This is a genomic window from Bordetella genomosp. 13, from assembly GCF_002119665.1.
Classification (GTDB): Bacteria; Pseudomonadota; Gammaproteobacteria; order Burkholderiales; family Burkholderiaceae_B; genus Bordetella.
The window spans coordinates 2111896-2130977 of record NZ_CP021111.1 but is presented as its reverse complement, the minus strand read 5'-3'; the positions used below and the strand labels follow the sequence as shown (position 1 = coordinate 2130977).

The 19082-nt window shown below is 68.1% G+C and carries 15 protein-coding genes; 5 read left to right on the top strand and 10 right to left on the bottom strand.

All coding sequences use genetic code 11. The annotated features are described in order from the left end of the window. Nucleotides 1-13: 13 nt before the first annotated feature. On the bottom strand, nucleotides 14-469 hold the full coding sequence (locus tag CAL15_RS09615) for an Lrp/AsnC family transcriptional regulator (protein WP_086078385.1): 456 nt from the start codon (nucleotides 467-469) through the stop codon (nucleotides 14-16). Nucleotides 470-596: 127 nt separating this feature from the next. On the opposite strand from CAL15_RS09615, the gene CAL15_RS09610 reads away from it, so the two are divergent. Next, entirely contained in the window at nucleotides 597-1556 is a 960-nt protein-coding gene (locus CAL15_RS09610; protein WP_086078384.1) for a nucleoside recognition domain-containing protein, read from the top strand. A 74-nt stretch (nucleotides 1557-1630) separates the two neighbouring features. Here the strand turns inward: CAL15_RS09610 and coaBC are convergent, their stop codons facing one another. The 4 genes from coaBC to CAL15_RS09590 form a co-directional block, all read right to left on the bottom strand. Beyond that, the gene (gene coaBC, locus CAL15_RS09605; RefSeq protein WP_086078383.1) at nucleotides 1631-2833 is read right to left on the bottom strand and encodes a bifunctional phosphopantothenoylcysteine decarboxylase/phosphopantothenate--cysteine ligase CoaBC; all 1203 of its coding nucleotides are present in this window, start codon (nucleotides 2831-2833) and stop codon (nucleotides 1631-1633) included. A gap of 147 nt (nucleotides 2834-2980) precedes the next feature. After that, nucleotides 2981-3490: a signal peptidase II gene (lspA, locus tag CAL15_RS09600; RefSeq protein WP_086078382.1), complete on the bottom strand. Its 510-nt coding sequence runs from the start codon at nucleotides 3488-3490 to the stop codon at nucleotides 2981-2983. A gap of 2 nt (nucleotides 3491-3492) precedes the next feature. Further along, nucleotides 3493-6354, bottom strand: a complete 2862-nt coding sequence (ileS, locus tag CAL15_RS09595) for an isoleucine--tRNA ligase (RefSeq protein WP_086078381.1) — start codon at nucleotides 6352-6354, stop codon at nucleotides 3493-3495. Then, the gene (locus tag CAL15_RS09590) at nucleotides 6344-7309 is read right to left on the bottom strand and encodes a bifunctional riboflavin kinase/FAD synthetase (protein WP_086078380.1); all 966 of its coding nucleotides are present in this window, start codon (nucleotides 7307-7309) and stop codon (nucleotides 6344-6346) included. The genes ileS and CAL15_RS09590 overlap by 11 nt, the downstream gene beginning before the upstream one ends. Before the next feature lie 193 nt (nucleotides 7310-7502). On the opposite strand from CAL15_RS09590, the gene purN reads away from it, so the two are divergent. Next, nucleotides 7503-8105: a phosphoribosylglycinamide formyltransferase gene (gene purN, locus CAL15_RS09585; RefSeq protein WP_232468222.1), complete on the top strand. Its 603-nt coding sequence runs from the start codon at nucleotides 7503-7505 to the stop codon at nucleotides 8103-8105. Further along, on the top strand, nucleotides 8102-9823 hold the full coding sequence (locus CAL15_RS09580; RefSeq protein WP_232468169.1) for an RsmB/NOP family class I SAM-dependent RNA methyltransferase: 1722 nt from the start codon (nucleotides 8102-8104) through the stop codon (nucleotides 9821-9823). The genes purN and CAL15_RS09580 overlap by 4 nt, the downstream gene beginning before the upstream one ends. Before the next feature lie 35 nt (nucleotides 9824-9858). On the opposite strand, the gene CAL15_RS09575 is transcribed toward CAL15_RS09580, so the two are convergent. Continuing rightward, nucleotides 9859-10251 carry a hypothetical protein gene (locus CAL15_RS09575; protein WP_086078378.1) on the bottom strand — a complete coding sequence of 131 codons (393 nt, stop codon included), beginning with the start codon at nucleotides 10249-10251 and terminating at the stop codon, nucleotides 9859-9861. Nucleotides 10252-10493: 242 nt separating this feature from the next. On the opposite strand from CAL15_RS09575, the gene CAL15_RS09570 reads away from it, so the two are divergent. Beyond that, a complete protein-coding gene (locus tag CAL15_RS09570; protein WP_086078377.1) occupies nucleotides 10494-11702 on the top strand; it encodes a DesA family fatty acid desaturase in 1209 nt (402 codons plus the stop codon). After that, the gene (locus CAL15_RS09565; RefSeq protein ID WP_086078376.1) at nucleotides 11699-13978 is read left to right on the top strand and encodes a UvrD-helicase domain-containing protein; all 2280 of its coding nucleotides are present in this window, start codon (nucleotides 11699-11701) and stop codon (nucleotides 13976-13978) included. The genes CAL15_RS09570 and CAL15_RS09565 overlap by 4 nt, the downstream gene beginning before the upstream one ends. Before the next feature lie 289 nt (nucleotides 13979-14267). Here CAL15_RS09565 and CAL15_RS09560 read toward each other — a convergent pair whose 3' ends face one another. Genes CAL15_RS09560 through dapD form a run of 4 tightly spaced genes read right to left on the bottom strand, consistent with a single transcriptional unit; the run spans nucleotide 14268 to nucleotide 19050 of the window. Beyond that, entirely contained in the window at nucleotides 14268-16187 is a 1920-nt protein-coding gene (locus CAL15_RS09560; RefSeq protein WP_086078375.1) for an ABC-F family ATP-binding cassette domain-containing protein, read from the bottom strand. Continuing rightward, the gene (gene prmB / locus CAL15_RS09555) at nucleotides 16184-17083 is read right to left on the bottom strand and encodes a 50S ribosomal protein L3 N(5)-glutamine methyltransferase (RefSeq protein WP_086078374.1); all 900 of its coding nucleotides are present in this window, start codon (nucleotides 17081-17083) and stop codon (nucleotides 16184-16186) included. Before prmB ends, CAL15_RS09560 begins: the two co-directional genes overlap by 4 nt. A gap of 6 nt (nucleotides 17084-17089) precedes the next feature. Then, nucleotides 17090-18232: a succinyl-diaminopimelate desuccinylase gene (gene dapE / locus CAL15_RS09550; RefSeq protein WP_086081019.1), complete on the bottom strand. Its 1143-nt coding sequence runs from the start codon at nucleotides 18230-18232 to the stop codon at nucleotides 17090-17092. Continuing rightward, nucleotides 18229-19050, bottom strand: a complete 822-nt coding sequence (dapD, locus tag CAL15_RS09545; protein WP_086078373.1) for a 2,3,4,5-tetrahydropyridine-2,6-dicarboxylate N-succinyltransferase — start codon at nucleotides 19048-19050, stop codon at nucleotides 18229-18231. The genes dapE and dapD overlap by 4 nt, the downstream gene beginning before the upstream one ends. Nucleotides 19051-19082: the final 32 nt, after the last annotated feature.

Genomic DNA, 19082 nt, shown 5'->3' with positions numbered 1-19082 from the left:
GGCGCGGGGCGGCTCAGGACGGCGCCGCCTCGTCCTTGATGGTCTGCATCACGATGTGGGTATAGAACGCGCGCACGTTCTCATCGCGGTCGAACAGACGCTCCGCCAGGGCCAGGTATTCGTCCATGTCGCGCAGATGCGCGGTCAGGATGGCCGACACCTGGCCGGTCACCATGTGGCACTGGCTTACGGCGGCCTCGTCGCGCACGCGCCGGGCGAAGGCCTGGCGCAGGGCCGCGGTGTGCTGGGCGAACTCGATGGTGACGATGGCGGTGAGCGGCCGCGCCATGCGGGCGGGATCCAGTACCGCCACGATGCGGCGGATCACGCCGGATTCCTTCAGCCGCGCCACGCGCCGCAGACACGCCGAAGGCGACAGTCCCACGCGCGCCGCCAGGGCATGGTTCGACAGGTCGGCATCCTGTCGCAGGATGTCCAGGATGCGGTGGTCGATGGCGTCGATATCCATGGCGCAAGAAAGTTGTGTGTAACCGGCGGTTTATATCAATAAACGCGCGCGCCGCAAAAGAATATCGCGTCCCTATTGTTCCGGCTCGCCGCTATGCTGGCGTCCTTTCCACCATTCCTGCACGTCGATGATTCCGTATCTGCTTCAGTTGTGGCGCCGCAGCGCGCGCCTGTTCCTGGCCCTGGTGAAGGTGATGCTGCCCGTGATGGTGCTGGTGCAGGCGGGCCAGTGGCTCGGCTGGATCGACGCGCTGGGCCGCGGCTTCGCTCCGGTGATGGCATTGCTCGACCTGCCGCCGGAGGCGGGCATGATCTGGGTGGCCAGCGTCTTCATCGGAATCTACGGCGCGATCGCGGCCTTGATCAGCTTTGCGCCCGTACTCGACCTCACGACCGCGCAGTTCAGCGCCCTTGCCGCGATGATGCTGTTCGCGCATTCGCTGCCGGTGGAGCAGGCCATCGTGCGGCGCGCGGGCGCCAGTTTCTGGGCCACCGCGGCGCTGCGCGTGGGCGCGGCGCTGGGCTATGGCGCCGTGGTCGCATGGACCTGCAAGATGGGCGGCTGGCTGCAGGAGCCGCTGTCTTTGACTTGGCTGCAGCAGTCCACGCTGGCGGGCGACACGGATCCGCATGCGTTCGGCCCGTGGCTGCGCGGCACGATTACGTCGCTGCTGGTGACCTACGCGGTGCTGGTGGCGCTGCTGGTGCTGCTGGATGTGTTGGAGCGCATCGGCGCCACCCGCTGGATCACCGCGGCCATGGCGCCGCTGCTGCGCTTGTCGGGGCTGGATCCGCGCGTCACGCCGGTCACCACCGTGGGCGTGCTGCTCGGGCTCACGTACGGCGGCGCGCTTATCATCGAAGAGGCCGAGAAACAGCAGTATCCGGCCCGCACGCGCTTCCTGGCGCTGTCGTGGCTGTCGCTGTGCCATTCGCTGATCGAGGACACGGCGCTGATGATGGTGCTGGGGGCGGATATCTGGGTGGTGCTGGCGGGCCGCGTGGTGGTAACGCTGGGGGTGGTGGCCTTGCTGGCGCGGCTGACGCGCGGGGGCGGCGAGGCCAGGCTGGGAACCAGCAGCGCGTAGGTTCGAAAGCGCCTCGCGTCCGTGATGCGCAATGCGCCGTGCACGGCGAGCGGGCTATGCTGGCCCGGGCGCTCTCAGTTCCCGGCCGGCAGCCGCGCCGCGATCTCGGCCACCAGGCGGCGCGCCGCGTCCAGCTTGGGGGCGGCGGGCAGGGGGTGCACGCCCTTGGCGTCGAACAGCACCAGCTCGGTGGTGTCGGCATCCATCACTTTGTGCGCGAGGTTGCCGACCAGCAGCGGTATGCCCTTGCGCTGGCGCTTGGCCTCGGCATGCTCGGCCAGCTTCTCGGTCTCGGCCGCGAAGCCCACACACCAGGGGCCATCGGCCATGCGCGCGACTTCGGCCAGGATGTCGGGATTAGGCTCGAATTCGAGGGCCGGCGCGCCGCCGCCCTCGCTGGTTTTCTTCAGTTTCTGGTCGCTGACGTTCTTGATGCGCCAGTCGGCCACCGCCGCCACCGCGACGAACACGTCGGCATCGGCCGCGCTGGCCATCACCGCGTCGCGCATCTGGCGCGCGGTCATCACGTGCAGCGCGGTCACGCCGCGCGGGATCGGCAGCGCGGTGGCGCCGGTGATCAGGGTGACCCGCGCGCCGGCCTCGTGCGCGGCGCGCGCCAGGGCATAGCCCGTCTTGCCGGACGAGCGATTGCTGAGCACGCGCACCGGGTCGACCGGTTCGGACGTGGGACCGGCGGTAAGCAGTACGTGGCGGCCGGCCAGCAGCTTGGGCTGGAACGAGGCGATGAGGTCTGCCAGCAACTCGTGCGGTTCCAGCATGCGGCCGCTGCCGGTTTCACCGCAGGCCTGTTCGCCCGCGGCCGGACCCAGCACCGTGACGCCGTCGGCGCGCAGTTGCGCCACGTTGCGCTGCGTGGCCGGATTGGCCCACATCTCGCGGTTCATGGCGGGCGCCACCAGCAACGGACAGGCTCGGGCCAGGCACAGCGTGGAGAGCAGATCGTCGGCCAGGCCGTGGACCAGCTTGGCCATGAAGTCGGCGCTGGCCGGGGCGATCAGCACCGCATCGGCGCCGCGCGTCAGGTCGATGTGCGCCATGTTGTTGGGCACGCGCGCGTCCCACGCATCGACGAACACGGGGCGACCCGACAGCGCCTGCATGGTGACCGGCGTGATGAAGTGCGTGGCCGCTTCCGTCATGACGACGTCGACGATCGCGCCTTGCTCTGTCATGCGCCGCACCAGTTCGGCGATCTTGTAGCAGGCAATGCCCCCGGTGAGGCCGAGGACGATGCGTTTGCGGGCGAGGTCTAGCATGGCTGCACTAGTCGTGTAGGGATCGTGCCATTATGCGGCAAAACGAGGGCCCCCACGCTGCGCCTTCGGCTTGCTGCCCCCCGAGGGGGCGCTTCTGCCTTGGGAGCGGCCCGGCGGCAGAAGGGTGTGCCCCCACGCCGCGAAGACCTACGCGCTCGCCGCGCGTGCCTTGCGGGCGCGCAGGATCTCGTCCAGCACCAGCAAGACCGCGCCGCACGTGATCGCCACGTCGGCCACGTTGAAGGCCGGATAGTACCAGTCGCGCCAGTAGAAGAGCAGGAAGTCGATGACGTGGCCGTAAGCCACGCGGTCGATCACGTTGCCCAGCGCGCCGCCCATGATCAGCGTCAGGGCGAGGCAGAAGCGCGGCTGGCCGTGCGTACGGCGCAGCAGCCAGGTGATGACCACGGCCGCGCCTATGCCCAGCACCGTGAACAGCCAGCGCTGCCAGCCTTCCTCGGAGGCCAGGAAACTGAAGGCCGCGCCGCGGTTGTACATCAGCGTGAAGTCGAAGATGGGCAGCACGTTCAGGCGCTGCCCGTACGCGAAGGCGTTTTCGAAATACAGCTTGGTGGCCTGATCGAACACGATGATGAGTGCGGCCAGGCCGAGCCAGCGTGCCAGCGGGGCGCGGGGGGCTTCTTTGGTATCGGCCATGCTTACGCCTTGTCGCGCGGCTCGCCCGAGCCGAACAGGTTGGCGACGCAGCGGCCGCAGATGTCGGGGTGCGCCGCATCCGCGCCCACGTCGTCACGCCAGTGCCAGCAGCGATCGCACTTCCTGCTGGAAGAGGGCGTGATCTGCACCTGCAGTTCGCCGCTGCCCTCGTGCACCGTGGCGCGCGAGACGATCAGCACGAAGCGCAGGTCGCCCGCCAGGCTGGCCAGCCACTCGCGGTCTTGCGCGCTGGCGTGGATGTCGACCTCGGCCTGCAGCGACGAGCCGATGCCGCCCGCGGTGCGCACCTCTTCGAGCTTGCGCAGCACCTCGGCGCGGATAGCGCGCAGGCGCGACCATTTGGCCGTAAGCGCCTCGGCGTCGCCGAACGCCGGCAGGGTGTGATAGAGCTGCGTGAAGATGGTGGCGCGCGCCGCCTCGTCCTGCTGCCGCAGGGTCGAGGCGCCCAGCACTTTCCACGCCTCTTCGGCGGTGAACGACAGGATGGGCGCCATCAGCTTCAGCAGCGCCTGCGTGATCTCGAACAGCGCGGTCTGCGCCGAACGGCGCGCGCGGCTGCCGGCCGCCGTGGTGTACAGGCGATCCTTCAGGATGTCCAGGTAGAAAGCGCCCAGGTCTTCCGAGCAGAAGGTCTGCAGGCGCGACACGGCCGGATGGAAGTCGTAGCGCTCGTAATTGCCCAGCACCTCGGCCTGCATCTGCGCCGTCATGGCCAGCGCATAGCGGTCGATCTCGAAGAGCCCGTCGTGCGGCACGGCCTGCGTGGCCGGGTCGAAGTCCGCCAGGTTGGCCAAGAGGAAACGCAGCGTGTTGCGGATGCGGCGATAGCCTTCCACCACGCGCTTGAGGATCTCGTCGGAGATGGACAGCTCGCCCGAGTAATCGGTGGACGCCACCCACAGCCGCAGGATTTCGGCGCCCAGCGAGTCGGAAACCTTCTGCGGCGCGATCACGTTGCCTACCGACTTGCTCATCTTGCGGCCCTGGCCGTCGACCACGAAGCCGTGCGTCAGCAGGGCCTTGTAAGGGGCCTGGCCATACAGCATGCAGCCCGTGAGCAGCGACGAATGGAACCAGCCGCGGTGCTGGTCCGAGCCTTCCAGGTAGAGGTCGGCGGGCCAGGAAAGCTGTTCGCCGTGCGAGCCGCCCAGATCGTGGTCCTTGCCGCCCAGCACGGTGGCGTGGGTGGTGCCGGAATCGAACCACACGTCCAGCGTGTCGCGGTTCTTCTCGTAGGCGTCGGCCTCGTCGCCCAGCAGTTCGCGCGGGTCCAGGCTTTGCCAGGCCTCGATGCCGTGCTGCTCGACGCGCTGCGCCACCTGTTCGAGCAGTTCGTCGGTGCGGGGATGCAGCGCGCCGGTTTCCTTGTGCACGAAGAAGGCCATGGGCACGCCCCACTGGCGTTGGCGCGACAGCGTCCAATCGGGCCGGTTGGCGATCATGGCGTGCAGGCGCGCGCGGCCCCATGCGGGATAAAAGGCCGTGGCGTCGATGGCCGCCAGCGCGGTCTCCCGCAGGGGCGCGCTGCCGTCGTTGGGCTGCACGTCCATGCCGGCGAACCACTGGCTGGTGGCGCGGTAGATGACCGGGGTCTTGTGGCGCCAGCAGTGCATGTAGCTGTGGGACAGCTTCACCACGTGCATGAGCGAGCCGGCGGCCTTCAGGGCCTCGACGATCTTGGGGTTGGCGTCCCAGATCGACAGGCCGCCGAACAGCGGCAGGCTGGTGGCGTAACGGCCGTCGCCCATCACGGGACTGATGATGTCGTCGTCGCGCAGGCCATGCGCCTTGCACGAGACGAAGTCTTCGATACCGTAGGCGGGCGCCGAGTGCACGACGCCCGTGCCGGCGTCCAGCGTGACGTAGTCGCCCAGGTAGATGGGCGAGGTGCGGTCGTAGCCCGCATCGGCCGACGCCAGCGGATGACGCATGCGCAGCTCGGCCAGCGCGGCGCCCTTCGCGGTCGCGATGATCTCGCCTTCCAGGCCCCAGGTTTTCAGGCACTCTTCGACGCGCTCGGCCGCCAGCAGCAGCAGCGGGCCATGCGCGGGCGCCGGCGTGACGCGCACCAGCGCATAGTCGAACTCGGGGTGCACGTTCAGCGCCTGGTTCGAGGGTATCGTCCAGGGCGTGGTGGTCCAGATGACCGCGGCGCCGTCTTCCACCGAACTCAGGCCGAAGGCCGCGGCCAGCGCGGGCTTGTCGGCGAACGGGAAGGCGACGTCGATGGCGGGATCGACGCGGTCCGCGTATTCGACCTCGGCCTCGGCAAGCGCCGAACCGCAGTCGAAGCACCAGTTCACCGGCTTCAGCCCGCGGAACACGTAGCCCTTTTTCAGGATGCGGCCCAGCGCGCGGATCTCGTCGGCTTCATTGCTGAAGTTCATCGTGAGATACGGGCGATCCCAATCGCCCAGCACGCCCAGGCGCTTGAAGTCTTTGCGCTGGCGATCGATCTGTTCGAGCGCATAGGCGCGGGCGCGCGACTGCACCTCGGCCACAGGCAGGTGCTTGCCGTATTTCTTCTCGATCTGGATCTCGATCGGCATGCCGTGGCAGTCCCAGCCCGGCACATATTGCGCGTCGAAGCCGGCCATGTTGCGGCTCTTGACGATGATGTCCTTCAGGATCTTGTTGACCGCGTGCCCGATGTGGATGTCGCCGTTGGCATACGGGGGACCGTCGTGCAGCACGAAGCGCGGGCGACCGCTGCTGGCCGCGCGGATGGCCTGGTAGACGCGGTTCTCTTCCCATTCGGCCACCCAGGCCGGTTCCCGTTTGGCGAGATCGCCGCGCATGGGGAAGGGAGTATCGGGCAGGTTGAGGGTGTTTTTATAGTCCATGAACGGCAAAGTAGGCGCGCGCGTTTCGCGCGTCTTCGGCGATGGCGGCAGTCAGGGAGAGGAGGTCGGGGAATTTCTCTTCGTCCCGCAGCTTGTGCAGGAATTCGATGCGCACGAGTTTACCGTAAGCATCGGCGGGGCCATCCAGCAAGTGCGTCTCGAGCAGCACACGGCCATGGTCTTCGACGGTGGGGCGCACGCCCAGGCTGGCCACGGCGGCACGCGGCTGCTCGCCCAGCCCCAGCACTCGCACCACGTAGATGCCCGATCGCGCGGCGCAGCGCGGCGCCACCCGCAGGTTCATGGTGGGAAAGCCCAGCTGCCGGCCGAGTTTCTGTCCGTGGATGACGTGGCCGCTGATGTGGAAAGGGTGGCCCAGCAGCTCTTGTGCGCGCTTCAGGTCGCCTACCGCCAGCGCGGTGCGCACTTCGGAACTTGAAATGCGATGGCCGTGCGGGTCGGTGACGTCGGACAGCGTATGCACCTCGAAACCGTGCCGCAGGCCGGCTTCGCGCAGCAGGTCGATGTCGCCGCTTCGTTTGCTGCCGTAGCGAAAATCCTCGCCCACCAGCAGCCACCGCGTGTGCAGTCCGTGCACCAGCAGGTCTTCGATGAAGGCGTTGGCCGACATGCTGGCCAGGCGAGCATCGAAGCGCTCGACCACCACCTGTTCGATGCCGGCGCGCGCCAGCGCCGCCAGCTTGTCGCGCAGGCCCGAGATCCGCGTGGGCGCGAGTTCGGGGCGCTGGTTCAGCGCCGCGAAGTATTCGCGCGGATGCGGCTCGAAAGTCATCACGGACGATGCCAGGCCGCGTGCCTGCGCCTCGCGGCGTACGAGCGAAAGTATGGCCTGATGGCCCCGATGGACCCCGTCGAAATTGCCGATGGTCAGGGCGCAGGGAAGGCGCCGGGCCGGCGGGGGCAGGTAGCGATAAATGCGCAGCGGTGGTTTCACGAGCGAGAGTTTACAATTTCGGGTTGCCTTGCTCATGGAAAGCCCTATCTTGCCGGATTTCTCCGCCGATTCCAGTTCCGCCGCGCATGGTGCGGCGGGCTTCCCGCAACCAGACGCCGCCAGTCCCGACGCCGCGCCGCAGCCGGGCGCCGCTCGCCGCCTCGTCATCCTCATCTCGGGCCGCGGCAGCAACATGCAGGCGCTGGTCGAGGCCTGTCGCGCCGAGGGTTGGCCCGCACAGATCGCCGCCGTCATCGGCAGCCGTCCCGATGCGGCGGGGCTGGCCTGGGCGAGCGCCCAGGGCATTCCCACGCATGCCGTCAGCCACAAGGATTTCGCGACCCGCGAAGCCTTCGACGCCGCGCTGTCCGCCGCGATCGAACCCTACCGGCCCGACTATGTGCTGCTGGCAGGCTTCATGCGCGTGCTGACGCCCGGGTTCGTGGCGCGCTACGCGGGCAGGCTGGTCAACATCCATCCGTCGCTGCTGCCGGCCTTTCCCGGCTTGCATACTCATGCCCAGGCCATCGCCACCGGCGTGCGCGTGCACGGCTGCACCGTGCATTTCGTGACCCCGCTGCTGGACCACGGGCCCATCATCGCCCAAGGCTGTGTGCCGGTGCTTGCCGACGACACGCCCGAGGCCTTGGCCGAACGGGTGCTGCAGGTCGAGCACCAGGCCTATCCCGCCGCCGCGCGCTGGCTGGCCGAAGGCCGCGTCAGCCTGCTGCCCGACCATCGGGTCGACGTCTCGGGGAATCCGCCCCGCCTGTTCATGCTGGAGTCGCCGCGATGAGCAAGTCCTCCTTCCCCCGTTCCCGTTCCGGCCGCCCCGCGCCCGGGCGCTCCGGTCCGTCGGACGCACCGCGTCGCCCGGGCGGCGCACCGCGCGGCCAGGATGCCGACGCCGGACGCGGCGATCGTTCCTTCGCCGGGGGCGACGAGCGCCGGACCGCGAGATCCTCGCGTACTTCGGCCGGCGCCGCGCCGCGCGCCGACCGTCCTCGCGTGCCGCTGGCCGCCATCCGTGTGGACCAGGTCCATCGGGTGCTGGGCGAGCTGCTGCAATGGACCTATCCGGCCGACGCGGCCCTGTCGCACTGGCTGCGTGCCCACCCCAACCTGGGCGGCCGCGATCGCGCCGAGATCGCCGAGGCCGTCTACGACGTGCTGCGCCATCTGCGCCGCTACCGGCGCATGGCCGAGTCCGGCGTGGGGCCGGCCTCGCGCCGGCTGGCTATCCTGGGCCTGGCCGCGGTGTTGGGCCAGGAGGCGCTGGCCGAGGCGCTGGATCCGGACGAGGCCGCGTGGCTGCAGCACGTGCTGCGCATCGACCCCGCCACGCTGCCGCGCGCCGTGCGCGCCAGCATGCCCGACTGGCTGGACGAGCGGTTGGGCGCCATGGACGAGCCCGAGCGCCTGATGCAGGCTTTGAACCGGCCGGCCGCGCTGGACCTGCGCGTCAATCCCTTGAAGGCCGAGCGCGATGCGATGCTGTCCGGCCTGCTGGCCGGCCCGGCGGCGCGGTACGAGCCGCAGTCCATGAAGTATTCGCCCTGGGGCATCCGCATGGCGGGGCGTCCGGCGGTGAACCGCTGGCCGCAGTTCGAGGACGGCAGCCTCGAGGTCCAGGACGAGGGCAGCCAGCTGCTGGCCCTGCTGGTGGGGCCCAAGCGCGGCGAGATGATCATCGACTTCTGCGCCGGCGCGGGCGGCAAGAGCCTGCTGCTGGGCGCGCTGATGCGCTCCACCGGCCGCTTGTACGCCTTCGACGTGTCCGCCGCCAGGTTGGCCCGCGCCAAGCCCCGCTTCGCGCGCAGCGGCCTGTCCAACGTGGTGCCGGTGGCCATCGACGGCGAGAACGATGCGCGCGTCAAGCGGCTGGCCGGCAAGGCGCAGCGCGTCCTGGTGGACGCGCCGTGCAGCGGCATCGGCACGCTGCGGCGCAATCCCGACCTGAAATGGCGACAGCATCCCGAGTCGCTGGGCGAGCTGTGCGAGCTGCAGCATCGCATCCTCAAAAGCGCCGCGCGCTGCGTCGCGCCCGGCGGACGCCTGGTCTACGCCACCTGCAGTCTGCTGGTGGAAGAAAACGCCGCCCAGGCCGAGCGTTTCCTCGCCGAGCATCCCGACTTCGAGCAGTTGGACGCGGCCGCGCTGATCAAGGCACGCTGTCCCGAACTCGAAGTGGAAGGCCCCTACATGCAGTTGCGGCCGGACGTGCATGGGACGGACGGCTTCTTCGCCGCGGTATTCGAACGTCGCAAGACACCGGCGAAGGCAGCCGGCCCGGCCGAGGCGCAGGCGCCCTTGCAGGCGCCCTTGCAGGCGCCCTTGCAGGCGGATGCCGCCGTCGCGCCAGCCTTGGTCGATCCCGTGCTGGACGGGGATGCGGCGGCTGCCGATGATGCCGGCGACCTGGATGCGGTGGTCGAAATGCCCGGGGTCGACGAGGCGACGGACGAAATTTCCGACGACGACGCCGCGCCGGTCGACAAGCCGCCGGCGGCATGACGTCGTAGGTCAAAGGGATGGCCCGTCGCGCGCCTTCAGCGGGCGCGCGGCGTCACGTTCACCTGTGAGCTGACGCGCTCCACGCGCGCATTGCGTCGTAGATAACGCACATCCCACGATATGGCGTCGATGCCGGGCTTGTCGGCCTGATACAGCACTTGCGATATGGGCACCAGCTTGTGCGGGCACCGTGTCGTGGCCGACACTTTGCCTTGCGTGCGCACCACGATCGCCTTGCCCAAGACGCCGTTGCCGGTGATGCGCACGCGCGGCGAAGCCAGGGGCCGGCAGCTCTCGGGATCGATTTCGAAGTACGTGGCAAGTACGACGCTCGACCCGCTGGGCACCTGGATCTGGGCCGCTGCCGGCATGGCGGCGGCCAGCAGCAGGACAGGAAGGAGCCGGCGCGCAGCGGTTGATGACGGCATGGAGTTCGGTGTCGGTGGGACGGTCCTTACTTTATCGCGGTATACGTTGTGTAGCAAAATGTTGGAAACACACCACGCAGCAGGCGTTCCCGCGCCGGTCGCGGCGACGATTCGCTCCCCCACGAGGCAGCGCTTAGTCATTGATTTAACTCAAGAACCTTTTTGAAACCGTGCTGTCATAACGAAGCCATGTAGGCTAAACTGCATCGGTAACCTTACTCACGAGGCTTCCTAACAGCTTTATGGATCAAGTCCTTACCTTTTTGTCCGGCGGCCTGGCCCAGGCCGAGTGGTGGCAGGTCGTCCTGTTCACGCTGGCCGTCACGCACGTCACGATCGTGTCCGTCACGGTGTTTCTGCATCGCAGCCAGGCTCACCGCGGCCTCGAGCTGCATCCGGCGGTCATGCATTTCTTCCGCGCCTGGCTGTGGCTCACCACCGGCATGGTTACGAAGGAATGGGTCGCCATTCACCGCAAGCACCACGCCAAGTGCGAGAAGGAAGGGGATCCCCACTCGCCCATGCTGTTCGGTATCTGGAAGGTACTGTTCCGCGGCGCCGAGCTGTATCGCCTCGAATCGGCCAACCGTGAAACCATGGCCAAGTTCGGCCACGGCACGCCCGACGACTGGCTCGAACGCAACGTCTACTCGCGCCACAGCCTGGCCGGCGTGCTCATCATGCTCGCCATCGATCTGGCCCTGTTCGGCGTGCTGGGTCTGACGGTCTGGGCCGTGCAGATGGCCTGGATCCCGTTCTGGGCGGCCGGCGTGGTCAACGGCATCGGCCACTACTGGGGCTACCGCAACTACAACAGCCCGGACACCAGCACCAACGTGTTCCCGTGGGGCATCATCATCGGCGGCGAAGAGCTGCACAACAATCACCACGCGCACGGCACGTCGGCCAAGTTCTCGGCCAAATGGTACGAGTTCGACCTGGGCTGGGCGTACATCAACGTGCTGCGCTTCTTCGGGCTGGCCAAGGTCAAGAAGGTCGCGCCCAAGCTGAAGCTCGATCCCGCCGCCAAGGCCATCGACCTGCACACGCTGCAAGGCATCATCACGCACCGCTATGAAGTCATGGCGCGCTACGCCGACCTGGTGAAGAAGTCGGCGCGCGAAGAGCTGGCCAAGCTGAAGAACTCGCGCCAGAAGGGCGCCGCCGATTGCCGCTGGACCATGCTGCATCGGGTGCGCCGTTGGCTGCATCGCAACGAAGACGTGCTGCAGCCCGAGCAACTGGCCGAACTCGACCAGGCCATCGCCCAGAACCAGTCGCTGTCCACCCTGGTGCAGATGCGCCGCGAGCTGGGCCGCCTGTGGGAAAGTTCCAGCGCCAGCAGCGAGCAACTGCTCAACGACCTGCAGGCCTGGTGCCAGCGCGCCCAGCATAGCGGCATCGCCGGGCTCGAGCAGTTCGCACTGCATCTGCGCCGCTACGCGGCATGATGCTGGATAAACTCAATCCCGAACAACGCGCCGCCGTTACCCTCGAACCGCAGCACGCCCTGGTCCTGGCCGGGGCGGGCAGCGGCAAGACCCGGGTGCTCACCACCCGGATGGCCTGGCTGATTCAAACAGGCCAGGCCAGCCCATACGGGCTGCTGGCCGTCACCTTCACCAACAAGGCCGCGCGCGAGATGCTCACGCGCATGACGGCCACGCTGCCGATCGATACCCGCGGCCTGTGGATCGGCACCTTCCACGGCCTGTGCAACCGCATGCTGCGGGCGCATCACCGCGATGCAGGCCTGCCGCAGACTTTCCAGATACTCGATACCGCCGACCAGCTGGCCGCCATCAAGCGCCTGCTGAAGGCCAACGGCATCGACGACGAGAAGTATCCGCCGCGCGACGTGCAGCGTTTCATCAACGGCTGCAAGGAAGACGGCCAGCGTCCTGGCGACGTCGAGGTGTGGGACAACGACAGCCACCGCCGGCGACTGATCGACATCTACCAGCTCTACGAGGCCCAGTGCCAGCGCGAAGGCGTGGTCGACTTCGCCGAGCTGCTGCTGCGCGCCTACGAACTGCTGACGCGCAATGCGCCCGTGCGCGAACACTACCAGCGACGGTTCCGCCACGTGCTGGTCGACGAGTTCCAGGACACCAACATCCTGCAGTACAAGTGGCTGCGGCTGCTGGCGGGCGGCGGCGCGAAGATCTTCGCCGTGGGCGACGACGATCAGTCCATCTACGCGTTCCGCGGCGCGCATGTCGGCAACATGGCCGACTTCGAGCGCGACTACGCGCATGGCACCGTCATCCGGCTGGAACAGAACTACCGCTCGTACGGCAACATTCTCGACGCGGCCAACGCGCTCATCTCGCACAACAGCGCCCGCCTGGGCAAGAACCTCTGGACCGAACAGGGCGAGGGCGAGCCCGTGCGCATCGTCGAGCAGCCCAGCGACGGCATGGAAGCCCAGTGGCTGGTGGACGAGGTCCGCGCGCTGATCCATGACGGCCGCGCGCGACGCGAGATCGCGGTGCTCTATCGCAGCAACGCGCAGTCGCGCGTCATCGAGCATGCGCTGTTCTCGGCCGGCATTCCGTACAAGGTTTACGGGGGCCTGCGCTTCTTCGAGCGCCAGGAAATCAAGCATGCGCTGGCCTACCTGCGCCTGATGGCCAATCCGCATGACGACACGTCGTGGATGCGCGTGGTCAATTTCCCCACGCGCGGCATAGGCGCGCGCACGCTCGAGCAACTAGCCGACGCGGCGCAGTCGCAAGGCACCAGCCTGTACGGCGCGGTGGCCACGGTGGGCGGCAAGGGCGGGTCGAACCTGGCCCAGTTCGCGCAGCTCATCGCTCGCCTGTCCGAAGAAACGCGCAACCTGCCGCTGCCCGAACTGGTCGAGCACATGCTCGATGGCAGCGGCCTCATCGAGCACTACAAGACCGAACGCGAAGGCGCCGAGCGCCTCGAAAACCTCAATGAACTGATCACCGCCGCGACGGTGTTCGCGTCGGAAGAGAACTACGACGGCTTGCCCGCGGGGCAGGTGCCCCAGGTCGCGGCGCAGGGCGATGGCGACGTGGTGCCGGTGGCCGACGGCCTCACGCCGCTGGCGGCGTTCCTGTCGCACGCCGCGCTCGAGGCCGGCGACAACCAGGCGCAGGTCGGCCAGGACGCCGTGCAGCTGATGACGGTGCACTCGGCCAAGGGCCTGGAGTTCGACGTGGTGTTCATCACCGGCCTCGAGGAAGGCCTGTTCCCGCACGAGAACAGCATCCTCGAACAGTCCGGGTTGGAAGAAGAGCGCCGCCTGATGTATGTGGCCATCACGCGCGCGCGCGAACGGCTGTACATCAGCCTGGCGCAGAGCCGCATGCTGCATGGGCAGACGCGATACGCGATGCGCTCGCGTTTCCTCGACGAGATCCCCGAACAGCACGTCAAGTGGATCACGCCGCGCGCCACGCTGCCGTCGGCGCAGCGCGAGGCCGCATGGAGCGCGGAGTGGCGCGGCGACGCCTTCGGACGCAAGTCGACCGGAACGATCGCGCCGCGTACGCCGCGCGGAATGTCCAGCGGCGTCACGGTCGGCGACAAGCAGTTCCGCATCGGGCAGGGCGTGCGGCACGCACGCTTCGGGGATGGCACCATCATCGGCCTGAGCGGGTCGGGGCAGGATGCCCAGGCGCAGATCCAGTTCCGCGATGCGGGGGCGAAGACGCTGGCGTTGGGGATAGCCAAGCTGGACATCATCCAGGGGTGAATCGTTAGCCTTGGCAGCGGCTGAGGCGCTTTGGCGTGGCGACGTGTTGATGTCGGTGTCGTCGATGGGTCGATTTGTCGGTGTCGTCGATGGTTCTCGAGGCGTCCTCGATGCGGGTTGGGCGCCCGAGCCGGGCAAGTCGCTCGGCTCGGGCGCGCCATCAGGCGCCCTCGGCCCCCTGCGGGGGCTGCCCTCGCTCCAATTGCCCGTCTCGCACGCCCAACCCGCACCGAGGACTCACGGCAGCGGCATGCGGACGAGTCGACTGCGGCGTGTGGTCGCCGCGGGTTCAGGCAGGCGACTTCTCTATGGATTCCAGGCCTTCCTGGATTTCCAGCCATTGTTCTTCGAGTTCGCCCACTTTCTTGCCCAGTTCGCCGTGTTCGGCCATGACCTGTTGGCGTTCGGTGCGGCGGGCGTCGGAGTAGAAGTCGGGGTCGGCGATCAGGGTGTCCAGGGCCTGAAGTCGCAGGCGCGACTTTTCCATTTCGGATTCGACCTTGGCCAGGCGCGTTTCCAGGGGCTTGCGCAACGCGGAGAGGCGCTGGCGCTGTTCGGCTTCGAGACGTTTCTGGGACTTGCGGTCGATGGTGGGGGTCGCCGAAGCGCTGGATGCGCGGGCGGCTTCGGCCTTCTCGGCGGCGTTGCGCGCGGCGAGCCAGTCCCGGTAGTCTTCCAGGTCGCCGTCGAATTCCTGCACCTTGCCGTCGGCCACGATCCAGAAGCTGTCGACGGTCGTGCGCAGCAGGTGGCGGTCGTGCGACACCAGCAGCATGCTGCCCGAGAATTCCGCCAGGGCGGCCGCCAGGGCCTCGCGCGTTTCCACGTCGAGGTGGTTGCTGGGCTCGTCCAGCAGCAGCAGGTTGGGCTTCTGCCACACGATCAGGGACAGCGCCAGGCGGGCTTTTTCGCCGCCCGACATCGGGCCGACCTTGCCCAGCACCGACTCGCCCGAGAAGCCGAAGCCGCCGAGGTAATTGCGCAGTTCCTGCTCGCGCGCGTCGGGCGCCAGCCGGGCCAGGTGCTGCAGCGGCGTGCTGTCCAGGTCCAGCATGTCGAGCTGGTGCTGGTGGAAGTATCCGATGGCCAACCCGCGCGAGGCGCGGCGTTCGCCGGCCTGCACGGGGATCTCTTCGGCCAGGGTCTTGATCAGCGTGCTCTTGCCCGCGCCGTTCGCGCCCAGCACGCCGATGCGGCTGCCAGCGCGCACCATCAGCGTCACGTCGCGGAGGATCGGGGCATCGGCATAGCCGGCCGAGGCCTTCTCGAGCACCAGCAGCGGATCGGGCGTGTGCTCGGGCGAGGGTATGCGTATGTCGATGCCGGCCTCGGCATGCAGCGGCGCCATGGTTTCCATGCGCGCCAGCGCCTTGACGCGGCTTTGTGCCTGCTTGGCCTTCGAGGCCTTGGCCTTGAAGCGGTCGATGAAGCTGCGCAGGCGCGCGGCTTCGCGGTTCTGGCGTTCGTACGCCACGTGGGCCTGGCGCAGCCGCTCGGCGCGCTGCGTCAGGAAGTCCTCGTAGCCGCCGCGGTAGCGCACGAGCTTGGCGTGGTCGAAGTGCAGCACCGCGCGGGCTACCGCGTCGAGGAACTCGGTATCGTGGGATATCAGCAGCACGGTGCCGGGATACGAGGCCAGCCATTTCTCGAGCCACAGCATGGCGTCGAGGTCCAGGTGGTTGGTGGGCTCGTCCAGCAGCAGCAGGTCGGAAGGCGCCATCAGCGCGCTGGCCAGCGCCAGCCGCATGCGCCAGCCGCCCGAAAAGCTTTCGACCGACCGCATCCATTCGTCGGGCGCGAATCCCAGGCCGGCCAGCAATTGCTCGGCACGCGAGGCGGCGTCCCAGGCGCCGGCCTCCGCCAGCTCGGCTTCGAGTTCGGCGATCTGCGTCCCCTGGTCGGGCGACAGCGCCGCGCGCTGGGCCTGCAGGCTGCGCAAGCGGCGGTCGCCGTCGATGACGAACTCGCGCGCCGGTCGGGCGTCGGCCGCGATTTCCTGCTGCACGCTGGCGATGCGCCAGCCTGCGGGCACTTCCAGCGTGCCGGCATCGGGGTCCAGCGCGCCCGTCAGCAAGCCGAACAGCGAAGACTTGCCCGCGCCGTTCTTGCCGACGAAGCCCACGCGCTCGCCGGGGTGCACCACGAATTCGGCGCCGTCCAGCAGCACCTTGGTGCCTCGACGCAGGGTCAATCCAGAAGCGCGTATCACGGAATCAGTTGCTCGCGGGTCAACAGCAGGATCTGGTTGGACGCCTCGGCGGTGTCCAGCCAGACCGGTTGCAGCTCGGGGAAGGCGGCGACGAAATGGTCGTGCTCGTGGCCGATCTCGAGCACCAGCACGCCCTCGGGCGCCAGGTAGCGCGGCGCCGCGCCCAGGATGGTGCGCACCAGGTCCATGCCGTCGTCTCCGCCCGCCAGCGCCATCGCGGGCTCGTGGCGATACTCGGGGGGCAGGGCGTCCATCGAGCCGCTGTTCACATAAGGCGGGTTGCAGACGATGACGTCGTAAGACTGCTGGGGCAGGGCATCGAACAGATCGCCCTGATGCAGCATCACGCGGTCCTGCAGGCCGTAGTCGTCGACGTTGCGGCGTGCCACCTCGAGCGCGCCCGGCGACAGGTCGACCGCATCGACCTGTGCGTTGGGAAAGGCCAGCGCCGTCAGGATGGCCAGGCAGCCGGAGCCCGTGCACATGTCCAGCGCGCGCTCGACGCGCAGCGGGTCGGCCACCCATGGCGCCAGGCCTTCGTCCAGCAATTCGGAGATGGGCGAGCGCGGCACGATCACGCGCTGGTCCACGTAGAAGCGGTGGCCGCGCAGCCAGGCTTCATGCGTGAGATAAGGCGCCGGCACGCGCTCGGCGACGCGGCGGTCGATCAGGTCGAGCACGCGCTCGCGTTCATTGGGCAGCACTCGCGCGTCGAGAAAGGGCTCGAGCGTGTCCAGCGGCAGGTGCAGCGCGTGCAATACCAGATACACGGCTTCGTCCCAGGCGTTGTCCGTGCCGTGCCCCAGCACCACGTGCGAGGCGTTCAGGCGCGATACGGCATAGCGCACCAGGTCGCGCACGGTTTGCAGTTCGATACGGGGGTTGGCGGCGACCATGGGGCCTCAGCGAACCGCCGGCAGCAGATTTTCCAGCGTGCGGCGGTAGATGTTCTTCAGGGGATCCAGGCTGGCCAGCTCGATGCGCTCGTTGACCTTGTGGATGGTGGCGTTGCACGGACCGAACTCGATCACCTGCGGACAGATCTTGGCGATGAAGCGGCCATCCGACGTGCCGCCCGTGGTGGACAGCTCGGCAGCCACGCCCGTCTCGGCGTGGATGGCCTGCACCAGCGCGTCGGTCAGCGTGCCCCGGGGCGTCAGGAAGGGCTCGCCCCCCAGGTTCCAGTCGAGGTCGTATTCGAGTCCGTGACGGTCCAGCACCGCGTGCACGCGCGCCTTCAGCTGTTCGGGCGTGCTGGCGGTGGAGAAGCGGAAGTTGAACAGCGCCACGGCCGTGCCCGGCACCACGTTGGTGGCGCCGGTGCCGGCGTTCAGGTTCGAGACCTGGAACGTGGTGGGAGGAAAGTACTCATTGCCCTGGTCCCATTCGATGGCGACCAGTTCGGCCAGCGCGGGCGCCAGCTGGTGCACGGGGTTGCGCGCCAGGTGCGGATACGCCACGTGGCCCTGGATGCCCTTGACGGCAAGGCGGCCGGACAGCGAGCCGCGCCGCCCGTTCTTGCAGGTGTCGCCCAGCACCTCGCCGGAAGTGGGCTCGCCCACGATGCAATAGTCGAGCTGTACGCCGCGGCGCTGCAGTTCGTCGCACACGATGACGGTGCCGTCGATCGCCGGCCCTTCTTCGTCGGAGGTCAGCAGCAGTGCGATCGAGCCGCCATGTTGCGGATGGGCCGCGACGAACTCCTCGGCGGCCACCACGAAGGCGGCGATCGAGCTCTTCATGTCGGCGGCGCCGCGGCCATACAGGAAGCCGTCGCGTTCGGTGGGAACGAAGGGATCGCTTTCCCAGCTGTCGCGCGGGCCGGGCGGCACCACGTCGGTATGGCCGGCGAAGACCGTCAGCGGCGCGCTGTCGCCGCGCCGCGCCCAAAGATTGGTGACGCCGCCGCGCGAGATGGTCTCGCAACGAAAGCCCGCGCGCTCGAGTCGCTGCGCCAGCATCTGCTGGCAATCCAGGTCATCGGGGGTGACGGACGGGCGGGCGATCAGATCGCGTACCAGGTCGAGGACGGCGCTGCCCATCAGGCCCTCAGCAGGTCGTTGATGCTGGTCTTGGCGCGGGTCTGCGCGTCGACGCGCTTGACGATCACGGCGCAGGCCAGGCTGTGCGAGCCGTCCGGAGAGGGCAGCGAGCCCGGCACCACCACCGATCCGGACGGCACGCGGCCGTACGTGATCTTGCCGGTGGCGCGATCGTAGATCTTGGTGCTTTGCGATAGGAACACGCCCATGGCCAGCACCGAGTTCTCTTCGACGACCACGCCTTCCACCACTTCGGAACGCGCGCCGATGAAGCAGTTGTCTTCGATGATGGTGGGGTTGGCCTGCAGGGGCTCGAGCACGCCGCCGATGCCTACGCCGCCCGACAGGTGCACGTTCTTGCCGATCTGCGCGCACGAACCCACGGTGGCCCAGGTGTCGACCATGGTGCCTTCGTCGACATAGGCGCCGACGTTGACGTACGAGGGCATCAGGATGACGTTGCGGGCGATGAACGATCCGCGGCGCGCCACGGCGGGCGGCACCACGCGATAGCCGCCTGCCTTGAAGGCGTGTTCGCCGAAGCCGGCGAATTTCAGCGGCACCTTGTCGTAGAACTGCATGGGCGCTTCGCCCATGACGGCATTGTCGTTCAGGCGGAAAGACAGCAGTACCGCCTTCTTGATCCACTGGTGCACGACCCAGTCGTCGCCGGTCTTCTCGGCCACGCGCAGGCGGCCCGAGTCCAGCGCGTCGAGCGTGTGTTCGACGGCTTCGCGGATATCCGCGCCGGCGTCGGTGGGGGAGAGGCTGCTGCGTTGCTCCCAGGCGTTTTCGATGGTGGTCTGCAGATCGAGAGTCATGGCGATTCGTTTTCTAGGCGGTTGACGGTAAA